17 protein-coding genes and 1 pseudogene are annotated in these 16,219 nt (G+C 63.7%); 7 read left to right on the forward strand and 11 right to left on the reverse strand.

The annotated features are described in order from the left end of the window. Positions 1-14: 14 nt before the first annotated feature. From AC0L3D_RS02205 to rsmI, 4 genes and pseudogenes are all read right to left on the reverse strand, one after another. On the reverse strand, positions 15-1,319 hold the full coding sequence (locus AC0L3D_RS02205; protein WP_473627049.1) for a tetratricopeptide repeat protein: 1,305 nt from the start codon (positions 1,317-1,319) through the stop codon (positions 15-17). Between the two features lie 486 nt (positions 1,320-1,805). Continuing rightward, positions 1,806-1,931, reverse strand: a pseudogene (locus tag AC0L3D_RS02210) (winged helix-turn-helix domain-containing protein); the annotation flags it as partial. Positions 1,932-2,320: 389 nt separating this feature from the next. Continuing rightward, complete coding sequence (locus AC0L3D_RS02215; protein ID WP_473626694.1) at positions 2,321-2,698, reverse strand: YraN family protein; 378 nt, start codon at positions 2,696-2,698, stop codon at positions 2,321-2,323. After that, positions 2,691-3,620 carry a 16S rRNA (cytidine(1402)-2'-O)-methyltransferase gene (rsmI, locus tag AC0L3D_RS02220; protein WP_473642923.1) on the reverse strand — a complete coding sequence of 310 codons (930 nt, stop codon included), beginning with the start codon at positions 3,618-3,620 and terminating at the stop codon, positions 2,691-2,693. Before rsmI ends, AC0L3D_RS02215 begins: the two co-directional genes overlap by 8 nt. A gap of 166 nt (positions 3,621-3,786) precedes the next feature. Here rsmI and AC0L3D_RS02225 point away from each other — a divergent pair, with 166 nt between their 5' ends. The 3 genes from AC0L3D_RS02225 (at position 3,787) to AC0L3D_RS02235 (ending at position 5,298) form a co-directional block, all read left to right on the forward strand. Continuing rightward, positions 3,787-3,984 (forward strand): hypothetical protein, encoded by a 198-nt coding sequence (locus AC0L3D_RS02225; protein WP_023803681.1) that lies wholly within the window; start codon positions 3,787-3,789, stop codon positions 3,982-3,984. A gap of 7 nt (positions 3,985-3,991) precedes the next feature. Beyond that, positions 3,992-4,180, forward strand: coding sequence for a hypothetical protein (locus tag AC0L3D_RS02230; protein WP_023803680.1), 189 nt, complete (start codon positions 3,992-3,994; stop codon positions 4,178-4,180). 212 nt (positions 4,181-4,392) lie between these two features. Next, the gene (locus AC0L3D_RS02235) at positions 4,393-5,298 is read left to right on the forward strand and encodes an FHA domain-containing protein (RefSeq protein ID WP_473626697.1); all 906 of its coding nucleotides are present in this window, start codon (positions 4,393-4,395) and stop codon (positions 5,296-5,298) included. A gap of 704 nt (positions 5,299-6,002) precedes the next feature. Here the strand turns inward: AC0L3D_RS02235 and AC0L3D_RS02240 are convergent. The 5 genes from AC0L3D_RS02240 to rph all read right to left on the reverse strand — a co-directional run bounded on the left by AC0L3D_RS02240 (position 6,003) and on the right by rph (position 10,157). After that, positions 6,003-6,815 carry a caspase family protein gene (locus AC0L3D_RS02240; protein ID WP_473642925.1) on the reverse strand — a complete coding sequence of 271 codons (813 nt, stop codon included), beginning with the start codon at positions 6,813-6,815 and terminating at the stop codon, positions 6,003-6,005. A gap of 193 nt (positions 6,816-7,008) precedes the next feature. After that, entirely contained in the window at positions 7,009-8,172 is a 1,164-nt protein-coding gene (gene hemW, locus AC0L3D_RS02245; protein ID WP_473626700.1) for a radical SAM family heme chaperone HemW, read from the reverse strand. Further along, entirely contained in the window at positions 8,169-8,831 is a 663-nt protein-coding gene (gene rdgB / locus AC0L3D_RS02250; protein ID WP_473626701.1) for an RdgB/HAM1 family non-canonical purine NTP pyrophosphatase, read from the reverse strand. The genes hemW and rdgB overlap by 4 nt, the downstream gene beginning before the upstream one ends. Next, positions 8,831-9,241 (reverse strand): VOC family protein, encoded by a 411-nt coding sequence (locus tag AC0L3D_RS02255; RefSeq protein WP_473642927.1) that lies wholly within the window; start codon positions 9,239-9,241, stop codon positions 8,831-8,833. Before AC0L3D_RS02255 ends, rdgB begins: the two co-directional genes overlap by 1 nt. Before the next feature lie 199 nt (positions 9,242-9,440). After that, on the reverse strand, positions 9,441-10,157 hold the full coding sequence (gene rph, locus AC0L3D_RS02260) for a ribonuclease PH (RefSeq protein WP_023803674.1): 717 nt from the start codon (positions 10,155-10,157) through the stop codon (positions 9,441-9,443). Between the two features lie 135 nt (positions 10,158-10,292). Here rph and hrcA point away from each other — a divergent pair, with 135 nt between their 5' ends. The 3 genes from hrcA to cysK all read left to right on the forward strand — a co-directional run bounded on the left by hrcA (position 10,293) and on the right by cysK (position 12,973). Next, a complete protein-coding gene (gene hrcA, locus AC0L3D_RS02265; RefSeq protein WP_027155899.1) occupies positions 10,293-11,408 on the forward strand; it encodes a heat-inducible transcriptional repressor HrcA in 1,116 nt (371 codons plus the stop codon). Positions 11,409-11,489: 81 nt separating this feature from the next. Next, a complete protein-coding gene (locus AC0L3D_RS02270; protein WP_023803672.1) occupies positions 11,490-11,687 on the forward strand; it encodes a hypothetical protein in 198 nt (65 codons plus the stop codon). 305 nt (positions 11,688-11,992) lie between these two features. Next, complete coding sequence (gene cysK, locus AC0L3D_RS02275; RefSeq protein WP_473642929.1) at positions 11,993-12,973, forward strand: cysteine synthase A; 981 nt, start codon at positions 11,993-11,995, stop codon at positions 12,971-12,973. A gap of 342 nt (positions 12,974-13,315) precedes the next feature. Here the strand turns inward: cysK and AC0L3D_RS02280 are convergent, their stop codons facing one another. Both AC0L3D_RS02280 and AC0L3D_RS02285 read right to left on the reverse strand, forming a co-directional pair. Beyond that, entirely contained in the window at positions 13,316-14,566 is a 1,251-nt protein-coding gene (locus AC0L3D_RS02280) for an RNA polymerase sigma factor (RefSeq protein WP_473642931.1), read from the reverse strand. Beyond that, positions 14,566-14,919, reverse strand: coding sequence for a YciI family protein (locus AC0L3D_RS02285; protein WP_027155901.1), 354 nt, complete (start codon positions 14,917-14,919; stop codon positions 14,566-14,568). The genes AC0L3D_RS02280 and AC0L3D_RS02285 overlap by 1 nt, the downstream gene beginning before the upstream one ends. 242 nt (positions 14,920-15,161) lie before the next feature. Between AC0L3D_RS02285 and AC0L3D_RS02290 the strand changes: the two genes are divergently transcribed. Next, positions 15,162-16,121, forward strand: a complete 960-nt coding sequence (locus AC0L3D_RS02290; RefSeq protein ID WP_023801390.1) for a TAXI family TRAP transporter solute-binding subunit — start codon at positions 15,162-15,164, stop codon at positions 16,119-16,121. Positions 16,122-16,219 lie beyond the last annotated feature (98 nt).

The raw sequence follows: 16,219 nt of genomic DNA on the forward strand, positions 1-16,219 counted from the left end.
GCAGCGAAGTGCTGCTACTTCGTCACCGAGAATTCATAACGCTTGAAGCGAGGCAGCAGGATGTATTCGTTCGGGGCTCCGGGTGTGACGCTCAGGTTGCGGAACACGGCGCCACAGCCCGTCAGTTTACGCGGATAGGCGGTGCACAAGCTGTCGCCCTGCACCCACATTCGACCGGTCACGACCTCCTCACCAACTGTTCGGGTCACGCTGCCGTCTGCCGCAATCACAGCATGGTAAGCCAAGACATCGGGCAGAACCTGGCGTCCCGTCAGCTCGTGTCCGATCATGAGATTGCCGATGTCGACGCCATTCATCCGTTCAGCGGAGTCGGGTTCCATTCCGGCAGGAAGCTCAGAAACTCCTGCCTTCCTCAAGCCATCGAGCAGGCGAACGATATCTTCCTGTCGCTTGTAGACGAAGAACTGCTGCGCGATCAGCAGGTTCGGCTGACCCTCCTGCCTTTCCGACAGCACGCTTCGGAGCTGCTCCAGGGCTGAGGCCGCTTCCGCCAGGCGATCGAGATGCGCAAGCGCTGCGACAAGAACATGCAGGCCGTAGAACTTCGTCCAGGGATTGGGCGACCGAACATCGACCTGCTCAAGCTGGGCGACCGCCTCCTCGTAGCGGCCCTGGCCGAACGCCGCCAAGCCAGCCTGATAGTGTCGCCACTCCGTCCACCCGGGATCGACGCGTAGGGCCGCCTCGAGAAAGGTTCGCCCCTCAGCCGGCCTGCCGTTGAAGATGAGGGCCTGGCTCAGCCCTTCGTAGGTCCAGGAATCGCTCGGGTCGAGCGCTATCGCCTTTTGCAGGGCAGCCACCGCCTCGTCGGACCTATGCTCCCGGACCAGAAGCTCGGAAATCAGCTGATAGTAACCGGGCGACGGATTTCCGGCAGCGATGGCCAGATTGCCGTAGAGCTCGTCGTCGATCTCGGTCCAACCAAGCCCTAGGGCCTGTCTCCTCGCGTCGTCGGCATCCCAGTGGAGCCATGCCAATTCCGCGGCCGCCGCGCCGAAATCGGCATCCAGCGCCAGGGCCTGGCGCAGGTAGCGAGATGCGTCCACGGTGCCTGATGGTGTATCGGTTCGTCGCGCCTCGATAGCGCGCCGAAAAGCCTGGTAAGCTTGCGGATCGTCAGTATCGCCGGACACGGCCAGGTTTGCTTTTCCCGGGACGAGCTTTAGCTGCAGCGCGGCGACAATCTGACCGGTCACCTGGTCCTGGAGCTTGAACACATCGCTGAATGGACCTTCGAACCGCTCGGCCCAGATCTGGCCAACCGTCGAGGCATCGACCAAGTGCGCATTGATGCGCACTTCATCGCCGAGACGTCGAACCGAGCCCTCCAGCAGGTAGCGGACGCCGAGCTCTTTCGCGATCTTCGCCGGCGGCAGACCGCTGTTGCGATATGCACGCGCGGCATTGTGCGAGACGACGAACAGGCCGGGAACGCGCGCCAGCTCTGTCGTCAGATCGTCCGCGAAACCGTTGGCAAGATAGGCCTGCTCCTCGGCTTCGCTGAGATTTGCGAACGGCAGAACCGCGATCGAGAGCGAGGTCGGCACTCCCGCGTCAAATGTAGGCCTCCAGATGAACGCCGCGACTGCGGCAATGATTGCCAGTACAGCGCTTACAAATATCAGGCTTCGCCGGCTTTTGGTCTCGTGCTGGTCAGGGGAGGCAGTGCCGTGAACCTGCGGGTAGCGATCGTGAGGTATGCCGGGCGCTTGGCTTTCGGGGACAAAGCGATATCCCCGTCGCGCGACTGTCTTGAGCAGGCTCTGCTTCTCGTCGCCGATGGCTTTCCTGATTTCGCTGATGCACTGGGAAAGACTGTTTTCCGTCACCGCGATGCCGGGCCAGACAGCGTCCAGGAGCTCCTCCTTGGTCACGACACGGTTGGCGTTGGCGACCAGATGCTTCAGCACCGCGAGCGATTGAGGCCTCAGCGGGACATCTTCACCATGCTCGCCGTGCAGGAGACCGGCGTCGAAATCGAACTCGACACCGTTTAGAACAAGGCTCGGTGGATTGACCAGGTTCAAGGCTGCTCTCGATCATCGTGCTGATCGTTCGGGCGGCATGTTGCTCGGCAGGCCGCCTTTGACTTGAGAATCGGCGCCTGTCGCCGAAAGTCAACCAGCGTTTGAAAGTCGGCGCTGCTTCCCGGGACGAAACCTTCGCGCTGCGATCGCAAACGTCCGGAAATTCACGACCGAGCCGGCTGGCGCATCGACTTGGATTATGCCGCGATGGAGCGTTCTACGTGGAATGGTCAGTGCGCTGCGATCCGGATGCCACCGGCGACTTCCAGAGCCTAGCTCCGCCCGTAAAAAACGTTCTCGACATGCACCGGCCAGCGCCACGGCAGCACCGCGACCATGTCGAAGCGCACCGACAATCTGCCATAGTCGGACTGGCGCGACAGCCAGAGATCGGCGGCGCTTTCGATGCGGCGCTCCGATTCGCAGCGAACAGCTTCCATCGCTTCCACCAGCGTGCGGCGCGCCTTCACCTCGACGATCAGCACCAGGTCGCCGCGCCGCGCGATCAGGTCGATCTCGCCGAACCGCGTGCGGTGGCGGCGGGCCAGGATCCGATAGCCCTTCACCATCAACGCCGCAGCCGCCAGCCACTCGCTGCGGTGGCCGCGCCGATAGGCCCGCTGGCGGCTGCCGACCGGGCGATCAGCCATTGCGGGCTTTCCCGGTGTCGCCCTCTTTCCCAGTGTCCTTGAGTTCGAGCAGCCGCCGGTAAAGCGCCTGTTTCTGGCCGCCGGTCATCTTGGCGGCTTCCGCCGCCGCCTTGGAGGCCGGCATCTCGGCGGCAAGCGAAAGCAGAAGCCGGTCGATGTCGGCCGGTTCGTCGGCCGTTGCGTCCGACGGGCCGACGCAGATGACGATCTCGCCCTTCGGCGTGTCGGCCGCCGCGTAATGATCGGCGAGCGACTGCAAGCTGCCGGTCCGTATCTCCTCGAAGGTCTTGGTCAACTCGCGACCGATCGCGGCCTTGCGGGCGCCACCCAGCGCCTCGACCATGGCACCGAGCGTCTCGGCCAGGCGGCGCGGCGATTCGAAGAAGATCAGCGTCGCCGGCACGGTTTTAAGCGCTTCCAGCCGCGTCAGCCGCTGGCCGGTCTTCACCGGCAGGAAGCCGGAGAACAGGAAGGCGTCGGAGGGCAGGCCGGAGGCCGTCAGCGCCGCGAGCGGCGCCGACGGGCCGGGGATCGGCACGACGCGAATGCCCTGGTCGAGCGCTTCGCCTACCAGTCGGTAGCCCGGATCGGAGATCAGCGGTGTGCCGGCGTCCGAGATCAGCGCCACGCTCTGCCCTGCCAGCAAGGCTGCGATCAGCTTTGGGCCGGCCTCGCCGGCATTGTGCTCATGATACGCAGTGGTGCGGCGGCGGATGCCGTAGCGGTCGAGCAGCACGCGACTGACACGCGTGTCCTCACAGGCGACGATGTCGGCTGCGGCGAGCGTTTCAAGCGCGCGTAATGTGATGTCGGCGAGATTGCCGATCGGCGTCGCCACCAGGTAGAGCGCCGGCTCGAGTGGCCGGGCCGGTATCTCGGTCTGGCCGATCACGTAGCTGCGTTTTGCCGACTCGCCGGTCACCGGTGTCCCCCGTCAGGCTCTGACCTTGAATGCATTCGGCTCTGTTTGGCACGGCTCACGCCGGGTTGCAAAACCCATGCCGAAGTGACGCGGCTGTCATGCCTTTGCCACACTGCGGAACGAAACCGTGCCCGGCGGATTTATGCCTGATCTCGGGAGGAGCAGGATGGACAGCCTCAAGATACAAGACGTTTTCGAACCCTACTATGCAGGCCGCAAGCGCTTTGCCGTGCGAAAGGACAAGGGGCTGCCTGCCAAAGCCGGCGCCGGCTCGGCTAAAAAGCCACGAAAGCGTCGTCCGTCAAAGGCAACCAAGCTCGAGATCGAGCCCTCGACCGGCACCGGCAGCACGATGGAGCACTGACCAGACGATGCCCAATCGCTTCGACATTTTCATCACCCGCCTTGAAACCAAAAGCTCCCGCAATGGAGCGCCCCCACATCCGACAAGCGATCGATACCGCGCCCGCCGCGACAAGGGCGAGGCCAAGCCGGCTCGCGACGGCGAGGCGGACGCCGAGAAAGACCACGCCAAGCGCCTCCCCAAGCACGACGCCTGACTACCGCGACCTTCGCGATTGGCCGAGACACTTCTCTCTAAAGCGTGGGGGAAACGCTCGGCCACATCATTCAACCCGGATTGTTCGACACGCGCGCTTCCAGCAGACGCTGGGTCCACGAACTCATCGTCCTCTGGAATGTCGCCAGCCTCTGTTCGTAACGTGCTAATATTGAGCCTGCGTGCGCGCGCTTGAGCGTACGGGAGAGGATCATGTCGGCAACTTTAACCGCACTGGGCAGCAGAGAGGCCTACAGGCTGGGAGATTTCAACCTGGTTGGTCGTGGCGAACATGCCACCATACGCTTGGAAGACGGGGAAGTTTCGCGCCAGCATGCAACGATCCGGCGCGACGGCGCGAACTACTGGGTTGTTGATGTCGGCAGTGCCAATGGCAGTTATGTGAATGACGTGGCGCTCACAACCGCGCGTGTGCTGCACACCGGCGATCGCGTCCAGTTCGGCAGATCGATTTTTCTTTTCGACCAGGGCACGACTGCCCCCGATCCAGATTCGCAAGTGGCGAACACAAAAACTCAATGGGGCAACCCGGCAGCCCCCAAGAGCCGGCCGGCCACGCTGTTCGTTGCTGATTTGAAGGAGTTTACCGGAATTAGCGCCAGGCTGTCCCCGGAACAGGTGGCGGCCCTCCTGGCCGAGTGGTATATGGACTGCAATATGATCTTGAAGCACTACGGTGCCTCGATCGACAAATTCATCGGTGATTGTGTATTTGCTTATTGGCACGGGACGGCAGCGGATGTCTGTGTCTCTGCGGTTCAGGCTGCCCAGGCGCTCCGCGCTGCGGAAGACGCGGCTACGTCGCCAACCCGAGTACTGGTCAGGGAACAACAAGACATCGTGCTCGACTGCCGCATTGGCCTTCATGTGGGTGAAGTTGCTATCGGCGCTATGGGCAAAGGCATCAACACCGCGCTGGGCGATGCCGTGAATTTGGCCTTTCGTATTGAGGGATTGACGCGAAAACTGGACAAGCCGCTGTTGGTCAGCGCCCAGTTCGTCGAGCACTGGCCTGAAGGTAGAGAATATTTCAAGTCCTGCGGCTATCACGAGGTCAAAGGGCGCGCCGAGATGATCGAGGTATTCAGCCTAGAATAGGCGCGCCAGCAGGAGCATAGCTTTCTGCTGCCGCTTGCCGCCGGTTCTCGCCGGCTTCAACAGGGCTCGTGGCCGCTGGGCGACGCCAGATCGGCAATCTCTGCCGACACGTCACTCGCAAATTGTAATTGGATTGCGGCAGAAGCCGCTGCCCCGGCGAGCCCCGGCGGCCCGCGCTCTGACCCTGCACTCATCGCGGGTTTCTGCCCTGCAAACGCGAGCCGCCCTGCTCGCGCTCGGAGCAGCGGCGGCACGCTTCTGTTCCGTTGTCGGTCGTGGCCGGGTGTTCGGGTTGTTCGCATGGCGGGGTTCTTGTATCGAATTCGGCCGGGCAACCACCGGACACACGCGAGCTGTGCTTCCTTCCAATTTCTTCAAAGCAATTGTTGTCGGTTTCGCCATGTCGATCTCAGCGCCGGAGTAGCGAGCGAAACGGCGCAACGCCTCCGGGGTTCTTCCGCCCCAGATGCCGTCTGGCTTTCCCGGATTACACCCAACGCGGCCAAGCTCGCGCTGTATCCGCTTCGCCAGCTCGTTCGGTGCATCTTCCTGGCTGGTGTCCGATTGATGATCTGCATTCTCCAACTGTTGAATTTGGAGTCTGGCGAGAGGCACAAACAGGCCGTCCGGGTACAGTTGAAGATAACCCTTTAACGCTCCGCTGCTTTTGGAGCCGCGGATTGAGGTCCACAACTCGATTTCCGTCAGGCTCGCATCTCGGCTGCTGTTGTTGGCTGGCGAGACTGCCGTTGGGCCACGAGGAGGGCAATGAAAATTTCCCTGCCAGGCAGCGATCCATACGTGAATGGTTCCTGCTTGCCGCCTGTCGCGGCCAGAACAGTGTCGCGAACCTTGCGGAACACGAATTGGATGTCTACCCCGGGTTCACCCAAATGCGCCAACAGCCCTGCAGTGTAGGGACTGTTCCGTCCCGCCCCATCGAAAGCGGTTGTACCTTCCTTCGCAGCGTACCCGACCAGGGTTCCGGCTGCCGGTTCAATCGCAGCCAGGCCTCTGCCGATGGAACGCGTTGCGTTTGATCGTCGCATGGCCGCGATAAAAGGGTTGTCCCGGCAAGCATCAAGTAGAACCACCCGCACGCCGGAGACACGGGACAACGCGTTCATCACCAGATCCAGCGGGATTGCCTCAAACTCCACGTCGGAATCAGCGCTCAGGCTGACATCTGTAGGAACGAGAAAATTTCTGTTCTCAACCTCAACCCCATGTCCCGCGAAGAAGATTATTGCGAAATCAGCACCTTCCGCCTCGCGACCGAACTCCTGCAGAGCTTTCCTGAACGCGGTATGGTCCAAGTCCATCTTGCGAGATACTTTGAACCCTACCTTTGAGAGCAAGGCCGCCATGTCAGCAGCGTCATTGTTCGGATTGGGAAGTCTAGCGACCCGTTGATAGCTCGAATTGCCGATCACCAGCGCAACACGTTTTTCAGCCCACGCCACCTCCAGCCCGCCGATCAGAGCAATGACAGCAAGCGCGATGTTGAAGAGGCGCATTTTAGCCCCGTGCTCTGCTTCAGCCGCATATTAGCGGCGCCCGACCGAAGCTTGACCAGTCAGGCCCACGCTTGCAAGTAATTATCGGCTGCGGATGGCAGTGGGATGGCCATTCGGCCAAGCAAGCCGAATTTCCAGCATCCTTGCGTGAGCCGACAAATTGTCTGGGACAGGCCAGCTCCTGGCCCAAGCTTTACCGCGCCAGATCCGCCACCACAGCGTCTAGCACGATCATGCCGGCCGGCGTGGCGCGCAGGCGGGCATTACCGATCGGCGCCACCAGCCCCTCGCCCTGCAGCATGGACAGCCGCGCCGTCGACAGGCCGCGGCCGGAAAACGCTTCATAGCGAGAGAGGTCGATGCCCTCGGCCAGCCTCAGCCCCATCAACAGGAACTCGTCGGCCTCTTCCGAGCGCGTCAGGATCTCGCCGCCGGTGACGCCATGGCCCTTGGCCTCGACCAGATTGGCCCAGGTTTCCGGCATTCTTTCGGCGATCGTCACCACGCGACGGCCGTTTTCGACGAAGCGGCCATGCGCGCCGGGACCGACGCCGACATATTCGCCATAGCGCCAATAGGTCAGATTGTGCCGGCTTTCGGCGCCTGATCTGGCGTGGTTCGAAATCTCATAGGCCGGCAGCCCATGCGCAGCGGTGATCTCCTGCGTCAGCGCATAGAGATCGGCGGCATGGTCATTGTCGGGAATAGCGAATTTCCTGGCCGCATGCAGCGCGTGGAACGGCGTGCCTTCCTCGATGGTCAACTGGTAGAGCGACAAATGGTCGGCGGCATGGCCGATCGCCTGCTCGAGCTCCGCCTGCCACGCTTCCGCTGTCTGGCCGGGCCGTGCGTAGATCAGATCGAACGACAGCCGCGGGAAAATCTCACGCGCCAGGCCAATCGCGTGCAGCGCTTCATCGACATTGTGCAGCCGGCCGAGAAAGCGCAGATCCTTGTCGTTCAGCGCCTGCACGCCGAGCGACACCCGGTTGACGCCTGCCTCCCGATAGCCGCGAAAGCGCTCGGCCTCGACCGAAGACGGGTTGGCTTCCAGCGTCACCTCGATGCCGGCAGGCACCGTCCAGTTCTTCGCCACCGCGTCCAGCACCGTCGCGACGGTTTGCGGCTTCATCAGTGATGGCGTGCCGCCGCCGAGAAAAATGCTGGTCACCTCGCGCGGTCCGCTACGGTTGCGCATCGTCGCAAGCTCGGTCTCGAAGGCGCGCGCGAAACGCTCCTGGTCGACCGGCCGGTGGCGGACATGGCTGTTGAAGTCGCAATAGGGGCACTTGGCCGCGCAGAACGGCCAGTGCACGTAGACGCCGAAACCGGGGCTGCGGTCGAGCAGCATGGTCATTTCACCGCCGATCGCGCCAAATCCAGTCTGGCTTGCGCGAATTTCTGGAAGGCGCGAGCCCGATGCGACAATGCCGTCGGCTGGCCGGGCTTCCAGCCATGTTTCTCCTCTGCGGTCATCTCGCCAAAAGTCTTTTGGAAACCGTCCGGCACGAACACCGGGTCGTAGCCGAAGCCGAGTTCGCCGCGCGGCGGCCATATCAGCGTGCCCTCGACCTCACCTCGGAAATATTCGGCCGCGCCGTCGGGAAAGGCCAGGCAGATGACGGCGACGAAACGGCCCTTGCGGTGCGCAGGCGCAACCGCGCCGATTTCCTGCAACGCCACTTCGGCTCGCTGCATCGCCATGCCGAAGTCGCGGCTCCCGTCGGGCGCCTCGGCCCAGTTGGCGGTGTAGACGCCGGGCGCTCCGCCCAGCGCATCGACACACAGGCCGGAATCGTCCGACAATGCCGGCAGGCCTGTCGCCTTGGCGGCGGCAAAGGCCTTGATATAGGCGTTCTCCTCGAAGGTGGTGCCGGTCTCGTCCGGCTCCGGCAGGCCATATTCCTTGGCCGACTTCGCTTCTATGCCGAACGGCGCCATCAGATCGGCGAATTCGCGCAATTTGCCGGCATTGTGGCTGGCGACAACGATCTCATGTCCATCAAGCGAATGCATCAGATGCCCCAGATTCTTGGTTCGGCGAATTCGATCGAATTGCCGGAGGGGTCGCGAATATAGATCGAGCGGCCACCCTGCGGCCATTCGAACTCGCTCTCGATGGCGATTTTCTTGCGCTCAAGATGCGCTCTCCAGCGGACGATCTCGTCCGCGCTCGCCGCAAAGCAGAGATGGCCGTCGCCGACCGTGCCGTGCGGCGGCACTTTCAGCTTGGCATCGGGCGCCGGCGGGATCTTGGTCGCCTCGGCGTTGAAAATGAGCAGCACGCCGTCCCCGCAACGGAAGAAAAGATGCCTGCCGTCGACCTTGCCCAGCAGATCGAGCCCGAGCACATCGGTGTAGAATTTTTCCGCGGCATCGAGGTCGGTCACGTACAGCGCTGATTCGAGGATGGCAGAGGGTGTCACGAGGCACCCCCCTCTGGCCTGCCCTCTTTGCCAAAACTTGGCATCTCCCCCTCAAGGGGGGAGATTGGCAGCTTCAGCGCTTCCGCACATCCCACGCCGCCGACAGTTGGCGAAAGCCGATTGGATACCCGATCTCCCCCCTTGAGGGGGAGATGGCCGGCAGGCCAGAGGGGGGCGGACAAGCTCGGCATTTTCAGGACTACGCTACAGCCATCTGCTGCAGGCTGACCAGTCGCGCAATGCCTTTCTTGGCCAATTCCATCAGCGCCGCAAATTGCTCTTCCGAGAAAGGCTCGCCCTCGGCCGTGCCTTGTATCTCGACGATGCCGCCCTTGCCGGTCATGACGAAATTGGCGTCAGTGCCGGCCGATGAATCCTCGAGATAGTCGAGGTCGATGACCGGCTGGCCGTCGTGGATGCCGCAGGAGATAGCCGCGACATGGTCCTTCAGCACCTTGGCGACGCTGGCCATCTGCCGGGCTTCCATCCAGCGGAGGCAGTCGTAAAGCGCCACCCAGCCGCCGGTGATCGAGGCGGTGCGCGTGCCGCCATCGGCCTGGATCACGTCGCAGTCGACGGTGATCTGCTGCTCACCCAGCGCCTGCAGATCGACCACTGCGCGCAGCGAACGGCCGATCAGCCTCTGGATTTCCAGCGTGCGGCCGCCTTGCTTGCCAGCCGAAGCCTCGCGGCGCATGCGCTCGCCGGTCGAGCGCGGCAGCATGCCGTATTCCGCCGTCACCCAGCCCTTGCCGGAATTGCGCATCCAGCCCGGCACCTTTTCCTCGAGGCTGGCGGTGCACAGCACGTGGGTGTCGCCGAACTTCACCAGGCACGAGCCTTCCGCGTGCTTGGAGACGCCGCGCTCAAAGGAGATGGCGCGCATTTCGTCGAATTGGCGTTTGGAAGGGCGCATTCAGGCTTCTTTCTTGTCGTTTTAGGAGTCGTGGCCGGCTTGTAGCCGCACGCGACGAGAGGCGCAAAGGAAAATGGACCAGTTGCGCGGGCGCGGCCGATGTCTATATCCTTGGGCCGGAGGTATTTGGCTCGAATGACCAAGGCAGTCGATCCCGGTTCCCAGTCGGCGGCAGCGCTCCAATCCCCCGCGCTTCAATCGCCCGCCCTTCAATCGCTCGACATGCGCTCGCGCGACATCTTTCGGCGCATTGTCGATTCCTATCTGAAGGACGGCGAGCCGGTCGGATCGCGCAGCCTGTCGCGTATCCTGCCGTCTTCGCTGTCGCCGGCCACCATCCGCAATGTGATGAGCGATCTCGAGCATCTCGGCCTGATCTACGCACCGCATATCTCGGCCGGCCGATTGCCGACCCAGGCCGGCCTGCGCTTCTTCGTCGATGCCTTCATGGAGCTTGGCGATCTCTCCGACGAGGAGCGCCGCACCATCGAGGCGCAGGTACGCGCCTCCGGCTCTGGTGCGACGCTGGAGCACATGCTCACCGAGGCGAGCCAGATGCTGTCCGGCATGTCGCGCGGCGCCGGCCTCGTGCTTGCCGCCAAGAACGAGGTGGCGCTCAAGCATATCGAATTCATCCAGCTCGAGCCGAACAAGGCGCTGGCCGTGCTGGTGTCGCAGAACGGCGACGTCGAAAACCGCGTGGTCGACCTGCCCGCCGGCATCACCGTCTCGCAACTGCACGAAGCCTCGAATTTCCTCAACGCCCATATCCGCGGTCGCACGCTGGCCGAGGCGCGGGTCGAGATCGCCCGCATCAAGGAAGAAACCAGGGCCGCCCTCGACACGCTGTCGCAGGATTTGGTCGAGAAGGGCCTTGCTGTCTGGGCAGGCGCCGAGAGCGGCTTGCCGGCGCGTCTCATCGTGCGCGGTCGCGCCAATCTGCTGGAAAATGTCACCGCCCAGGCCGACATCGAGCTGCTGCGGCATTTGTTCGAGGATCTGGAGACGCAGGACGGGCTGATCCAGCTTCTCGACCTCGCCGAGGAAGGCTCCGGCGTGCGCATCTTCATCGGCTCGGAGAACAAGCTGTTTTCGCTGTCGGGCTCGTCGCTGGTCGTGGCGCCCTATCGCGACAAGGACGCCCGCGTCATCGGCGCGCTCGGCGTCATCGGCCCGACCCGGCTGAACTACGCACGCATCGTGCCGATGGTCGACTATACCGCGCAGCTTATTTCCCGCATGCTGCGATAATGCAAGTCGCCCAAAAAACCGAAGCGCATCGCACGGATCCTTCCAACGCGACACGCTTAAGGGAACCTCAAGGAGAAAAAAATGGCGCTGGAATCATTCAAGGCTCAGATCAGCCTGTTGCTCGAGCAGATGATCAACCAGCCCGAGGATCAGCATGAAGTGCAGGAGCAGTTGCGCGAAAAGCTGGGGGAGATGCGCGCCATGGGCCTGCCGCTGCCGGCCGATCTCGTCGCGCTGGAAAAGCGCCTCGACGACGATTTCTACGCCGCCGGGAACTGAGCCCGAAAGGTGCAAGGACGGCTAGCCGACCGGCGAGCATGAGGATCTCGTGAGCGGCTTCGTCGTCTCCGGCGACGCGGTCTGGGGCCGACCGGCAAGTGATGCGCTGCCCCGAGGGCGGCGGCGGTTGCATCTGGCCGTCACCTGCGGGCGAGGATGTATTCAGCATGCGACCACGTCGGATATTTTCAAACGGCAGACTAGCTTGCGCGGCCGAAGGCTTTATCCTGCCTGGTCGAGACTTAGTTGCCTGACTCACTTGATTGCCTGACCCTTGCCCATCTGACCTCTTGGGAGCGAAACCAATGAACAAGCCCGCCACCACCGTGCCTGTGCCCGGCCGCGGCCGCATCTACAATTCGATCACCGAGACGATCGGCGACACGCCGCTGGTGCGGCTCGACAAGTTCGCCGGGGAAAAGGGCGTCGTCGCCAATCTGCTGGCCAAGCTCGAATTCTTCAACCCGATCGGCTCGGTCAAGGATCGCATCGGCGTCTCGATGATCGAGGCGCTGGAGGCATCGGGCAGGATTGCGCCCGGCAGGACCACGCTGATCGAGCCAACCTCGGGCAACACCGGCATCGCGCTCGCCTTCGCCGCCGCCGCCAAGGGCTACAAGCTGATCCTGACCATGCCGGAAACCATGTCGGTCGAACGTCGCAAGATGCTGGCGCTGCTCGGTGCCGAACTGGTGCTGACCGAAGGGCCGAAAGGCATGAAAGGCGCCATCGCCAAGGCCGACGAACTGGCCGCGACGCTGCCCGACGCCATCATTCCGCAGCAGTTCGAGAATCCCGCCAATCCGGAAATTCACCGCCGCACCACTGCCGAGGAAATCTGGAACGACACTCATGGCGAAGTCGACATCTTCGTCGCCGGCATCGGCACCGGCGGCACCATCACCGGCGTCGGCCAGGTGCTGAAGCAGCGCAAGCCCTCCGTGCATGTCGTCGCCGTCGAGCCGGAAGCCTCGCCGGTGCTGTCGGGCGGCCAGCCCGGCCCGCACAAGATCCAGGGCATCGGCGCCGGCTTCGCGCCGAAGATCCTCGACACGACCATTTATGACGAGATCGTCAAGGTCTCCAACGAGGATTCGGTCGCCAATGCGCGGCTCGTCGCCCGCCTCGAAGGCGTGCCGGTCGGCATCTCGTCGGGCGCTGCCCTGCAGGCGGCGATCGTCGTCGGCTCGCGGCCGGAGAATGAGGGCAAGAACCTGGTGGTCGTTGTTCCGTCCTTCGCCGAACGCTATCTGTCGACGATCCTGTTCGAAGGGCTGGGGGCTTAGGGCATATTGCTATTTGTGCCGGCCTGCGGTTGCGGTTTCCCGCGCCTCCGTAGCGCCCCGCCAATTGTCGAAGCCGGCGCCGCCCCTCACCTGCCTGCCGGCATCCTCTCCCCGTAAACGGGGCGAGGGGGTGCTCTCATTGACGGGTTCGCCAATCGCCAGCGTTGCAGAAAAAAGTGCCGACACCGCGACCAGCCTCTTTCTCCCCGTTTACGGGGAGAAATGCCCGGTCCACCCTCCGCAGCTGCTGCGGAGGACGGGCAGGGCAATGAGGGGCGGCACCAGCGGTCGGCCTTAGATCCTAAACATCGGATCATGTCTGACCCCGGCCTTTCCCGGACCTCATTCTTCGGCTGCGAGCCCAGCCCGTCGTGCCTGCAGGAACCGGCGCACGGCCGGGTCGCGTTCGAGGCCGATCGCCCTGTTATACGCCTCGGTAGCCTCCCGAGTTTTGCCGAGCCTGGCCAGAAGGCCCGCGCGGGCGGCCCAATAAGGCTGATAATCATGCAGTCGCTTGTCTCCACCAAGCTCATCAAGTGCACTCAATCCCGCCGCGGCGCCTTCGGCCTCCGCAAGGGTCACCGCGCGGTTGATCGAGACCACCGGCGAGCCGGCAATCACCGACAGCGCATCATAGAGCTGTTTGATCGCGGCCCAGTCGGTCCGGCCGGTCAGCCGCCTTGTCGTATGGGCGGATTGCACGGCTGCCTCGAGCTGGTAGCGGCCGACGACGCGCTTGGCCGCGGCGTGCTTCAGCAATGTCTCCGCTTCGTCAATCAACGCGCCGTCCCACAGCCCAAGCTCCTGCTCGGCCAATGGCACATAGTCGCCGGCGGCGTTGCGCCGCGCCGCACGCCGCGCCTCGGCAAACAGCATCAGCGCCAGCAGGCCGAGCGCTTCCGGCTCATCCGGCATCAGCGAGGCTACCAGCCGGCCGAGCCAGATGCCTTCGGTCGCGAGATTGCGGCGCCGGGTTTCGGTGCCGTCCGGGTCGGCCCAGCCTTCGGCGAACGCGGCGTAGATCGCTTCCAGCACCGCATCCAGCCGCTCGCCAAGCTCTGCCCGCTCCGGCACGCGGAACGGAATGCCGGTCTCGCGGATGCGGCTTTTGGCGCGCACCAGGCGCTGGCCCATCGTTGCCGGCGACACCAGGAAGGCCGAGGCGATCGTCGCTGTGTCGAAGCCTAAAATGGTCTGCAGGATCAGCGGCGCGCGCACGCCGGCTTCGATCGCGGGATGGGCGCAAGCAAACATCAGCCGCAGCCGCTCGTCGTGCAGGTCTTCGTCGGCCATGCGTGCCTCGATCTCCTCGGCGATCAGCCTGAGATGGTCGCGGCCCGCCTCGCTGGTCAGCCGCCGCCGGATCGCATCGACGCGACGTCGGCGCGCCACCGCCAGCAGCCAGGCTTCCGGCTTCTCGGGCACGCCGGTTTGCGGCCAGCGCTCCAGCGCCGCCGCAAAGGCGTCGGCCAGCGCGTCCTCGGCGCCGGCCACGTCGCGCGTGCGGGCGGCGAGGAAGGCGATGAGCTTGCCGTAGCTTTGCCGGGCGGCCGCTTCCGCCGCCGCCCGGGCGACCTCCAGGTCATTCGTCATCACATGGTTTGTTCCCAGATCGGCCGCACCTCGACTGTGCCGGTGCTGGCAGCTGGGCATCGCGCCGCCCAGGCAATAGCCGCGTCGGCGTCCTCCGCCTCGATCATATAGAAACCGGCGAGCTGCTCCTTGGTATCGGCATAGGGACCGTCGAGCACGTTGGTCTTGCCGTTGGCCATCCGCACCGAGGTCGCGGCTTGGGTCGGCTTCAGCCGGTCACCGGCCAACCAGGAGCCGGACTTCTTCAACGCCTCGGTATAGGCGCCATAGGCTGCGCTGATCTCGTACGTCTTCTCCGTCGGCGCGGCCGCCATCGCGGCTTCGTTCACGTAGATCAAAAGCATGTATCGCATGGTCTTCTCCATTTTCGAAGGCCGCATCGTTGCGAGCCGAACGTATGTCGCGCGGCCTCGCGCGATTTCGACAGGCTCTGCGAAAATCTTTCGGCTCCGATCGCACATCGCGCAAGCGGCCATGCGTTGCGGCATCACTCAGCCGTTCGTCTAATGGATATTATTGCGGGTTGGCATTTCCCGCCTGCTGTCTAAACTCGCCTCGGGTCGCGCGGTGGCAGATATTTCAGGGAGGAGATCACATGCACAATTTCAGGACGAAATTTATTGTCGCCGGCACGCTGGCGCTGTCGCTGGGCCTTGGCGCGGTGTCGGCCAAGGCGCAGGAATTCATCAACGTGCTGACCGGCGGCACCTCGGGCGTCTATTATCCGCTCGGCGTCGCACTGTCGGAAATCTACGGCAAGGGCATTGAGGGCGCCCGCACCCAGGTGCAGGCGACGAAGGCCTCGGTCGAGAACCTCAACCTGCTGCAGCAGGGCAAGGGCGAGATCGCCTTCGCGCTCGGCGATGCCGTCAAACTGGCCGCCGAGGGCAACACCGAGGCCGGTTTCCCGGGCAAGCTCGACAAGCTGCGCGGCGTCGCCGCCATCTATCCCAACTATATCCAGATCGTTGCCAGCAAGGAATCCGGCATCAAGACGCTTGCCGACCTCAAGGGCAAGAGCCTGTCGGTCGGCGCGCCGGCCTCCGGCACCGAGCTCAACGCCCGCGCCATCTTCGCCGCCGCCGGGCTGAAATACGAGGATCTCGGACGGGTCGAGTATCTGCCCTTCGCCGAATCGGTCGAGCTGATCAAGAACCGCCAGCTCGACGCCACGCTGCAATCGGCCGGCCTTGGCGTCGCCTCGATCCGCGACCTCGCCACTTCGGTGCCGATCAACGTCGTCGCCGTACCGGCGCAGGACGTCGCCAAGATCGGCTCGCCCTATCTTTCGGTGACCATTCCCAAGGGCACCTATGAAGGCCAGACCGAGGACGTCGCGACCGCCGCCGTCGGCAATTTCCTCATCACCCACGCCGACGTCTCCGACGAGACCGGCTATCAGATGACCAAGCTGCTGTTCGAAAATCTCGACCAGCTCACTGCTGCCCACGCGGCCGCCAAGGCGATCGACATGGCCAAGGCGCTCGACGGCATGCCGGTGCCGCTGCATCCCGGTGCCGAGCGGTATTACAAGGAAAAGGGATTGGTGAAATAAGGCCGCTCCCTCCCCCTTGAGGGGAGGGTGCCGAGCGAAGCGAGGCGGGTGGGGTCGGTTCAGGCCGCGCACTGCCGCAACGACCCCCCCCCGCGCAC

This window comes from Mesorhizobium sp. WSM4837, from assembly GCF_055811435.1.

Bases quoted from the DNA above. Each gene is read 5' to 3' on its own strand.
- AC0L3D_RS02215 (WP_473626694.1), bottom strand. From the start codon at position 2,698: ATGGCTGATCGCCCGGTCGGCAGCCGCCAGCGGGCCTATCGGCGCGGC.
- AC0L3D_RS02225 (WP_023803681.1), top strand. From the start codon at position 3,787: ATGGACAGCCTCAAGATACAAGACGTTTTCGAACCCTACTATGCAGGC.
- AC0L3D_RS02230 (WP_023803680.1), top strand. From the start codon at position 3,992: ATGCCCAATCGCTTCGACATTTTCATCACCCGCCTTGAAACCAAAAGC.
- AC0L3D_RS02235 (WP_473626697.1), top strand. From the start codon at position 4,393: ATGTCGGCAACTTTAACCGCACTGGGCAGCAGAGAGGCCTACAGGCTG.
- AC0L3D_RS02240 (WP_473642925.1), bottom strand. From the start codon at position 6,815: ATGCGCCTCTTCAACATCGCGCTTGCTGTCATTGCTCTGATCGGCGGG.
- hemW (WP_473626700.1), bottom strand. From the start codon at position 8,172: ATGACCATGCTGCTCGACCGCAGCCCCGGTTTCGGCGTCTACGTGCAC.
- rdgB (WP_473626701.1), bottom strand. From the start codon at position 8,831: ATGCATTCGCTTGATGGACATGAGATCGTTGTCGCCAGCCACAATGCC.
- rph (WP_023803674.1), bottom strand. From the start codon at position 10,157: ATGCGCCCTTCCAAACGCCAATTCGACGAAATGCGCGCCATCTCCTTT.
- hrcA (WP_027155899.1), top strand. From the start codon at position 10,293: ATGACCAAGGCAGTCGATCCCGGTTCCCAGTCGGCGGCAGCGCTCCAA.
- AC0L3D_RS02270 (WP_023803672.1), top strand. From the start codon at position 11,490: ATGGCGCTGGAATCATTCAAGGCTCAGATCAGCCTGTTGCTCGAGCAG.
- cysK (WP_473642929.1), top strand. From the start codon at position 11,993: ATGAACAAGCCCGCCACCACCGTGCCTGTGCCCGGCCGCGGCCGCATC.
- AC0L3D_RS02280 (WP_473642931.1), bottom strand. From the start codon at position 14,566: ATGACGAATGACCTGGAGGTCGCCCGGGCGGCGGCGGAAGCGGCCGCC.
- AC0L3D_RS02285 (WP_027155901.1), bottom strand. From the start codon at position 14,919: ATGCGATACATGCTTTTGATCTACGTGAACGAAGCCGCGATGGCGGCC.
- AC0L3D_RS02290 (WP_023801390.1), top strand. From the start codon at position 15,162: ATGCACAATTTCAGGACGAAATTTATTGTCGCCGGCACGCTGGCGCTG.